This window comes from Kitasatospora nipponensis (assembly GCF_039528135.1).
Classification (GTDB): Bacteria; Actinomycetota; Actinomycetes; order Streptomycetales; family Streptomycetaceae; genus Kitasatospora; species Kitasatospora nipponensis.
In genome coordinates this window covers 1-679 of record NZ_BAAALF010000748.1, presented here as the reverse complement: position 1 = coordinate 679, position 679 = coordinate 1, and the positions used below count along the sequence as shown (strand labels likewise).

The following is a 679-nucleotide window of genomic DNA, read 5'->3' as shown; positions in this document are numbered from 1 at the left end:
TCCACGGCAACCCCGTCGGCAACCCGCACCGCTTCCCCTACGACCTGAGCGGGTCGGCCGATCACCGCGACGCGCAGATCCGACACGCCATCACCCGCCTCCTCCACTGGGGCAAACGTTGCGGCGTCAACGCCATCGGCCTGGAGAACCTCGACTTCACCGCCGAGACCACCCGGGAGAAGCACGGCCGCAAGAAGCGGTTCCGCCAGCTGATCTCCGGCATACCGACCGGCAAGCTCAAGGCCCGGCTCGTGTCGATGGCCGCCGAGAGCGGCCTGGCCATCGTCGCGGTCGATCCCGCCTACACCAGCGTCTGGGGTGCACAGCACTGGCAGAAGCCACTCGCCACCCCACGGCGCACCACCACCCGACACGACAGCGCCGCTGTCGCCATCGGACGACGCGCCCTCGGACACCCGGTCCGGCGACGGACGACACCGCCCCGTGCGCACCAGAGCGATGCGCACGAGCATCGGACCGTCCAGGCCCAACCAGGCACCCGAGGGCGTGAGGAAACCCGCCACCCCACCACGGAGCGTGCACACGATGCACGCAGCCGGACGGGGACAACGAGAACGCGGGCGACCAGCGCACCCAAAACCGTTCGGGATCCGCGCAGTGCCAGGACGTGGGTCCAAGACCCACTCCTGCCCACTGGTTAGGAACGGTCACACGTCGG

General features: G+C 69.7%; 1 pseudogene. It reads left to right on the top strand.

What is annotated here, in order from left to right:
* Positions 1 to 662: pseudogene (locus ABD323_RS43100) on the top strand (IS200/IS605 family accessory protein TnpB-related protein); the annotation flags it as partial.
* Between the last annotated feature and the right edge of the window lie 17 nt (positions 663 to 679).